1 protein-coding gene is annotated in these 255 nt (G+C 42.0%); it reads right to left on the bottom strand.

Annotated features, from left to right (window positions below):
- The coding region (locus tag M3183_RS26900) for a reverse transcriptase domain-containing protein (protein ID WP_251475117.1) at positions 1–255 on the bottom strand (255 nt) is incomplete at both ends.

Raw genomic sequence — 255 nt, 5'->3', positions numbered from 1 at the left:
CAAAGTACGTCTTTATATCGGCGTCAATTACATACGTATACCCCTCCATCAAATCCTTACGGATTTTGTCTATCGCCATATGCGCACTACGGTTTGGACGAAATCCGTAACTACAGTCTAGAAACTTTTGTTCGAAGATGGGTTCAAGTATTCTTTTTGTTGCGGCTTGGAGAATTCGGTCTTCAACTGTTGGTATTCCTAATGGACGTTTAGTACCATCGGCTTTTGGAATATACACTCTTCGGACGGGTTTTG

The organism is Neobacillus mesonae (assembly GCF_023715155.1).
Lineage (GTDB): Bacteria > Bacillota > Bacilli > Bacillales > Cytobacillaceae > Neobacillus > Neobacillus mesonae_A.
The sequence above is the reverse complement of the archived record's forward strand: the minus strand, read 5'-3'. Positions and strand labels throughout refer to the sequence as shown.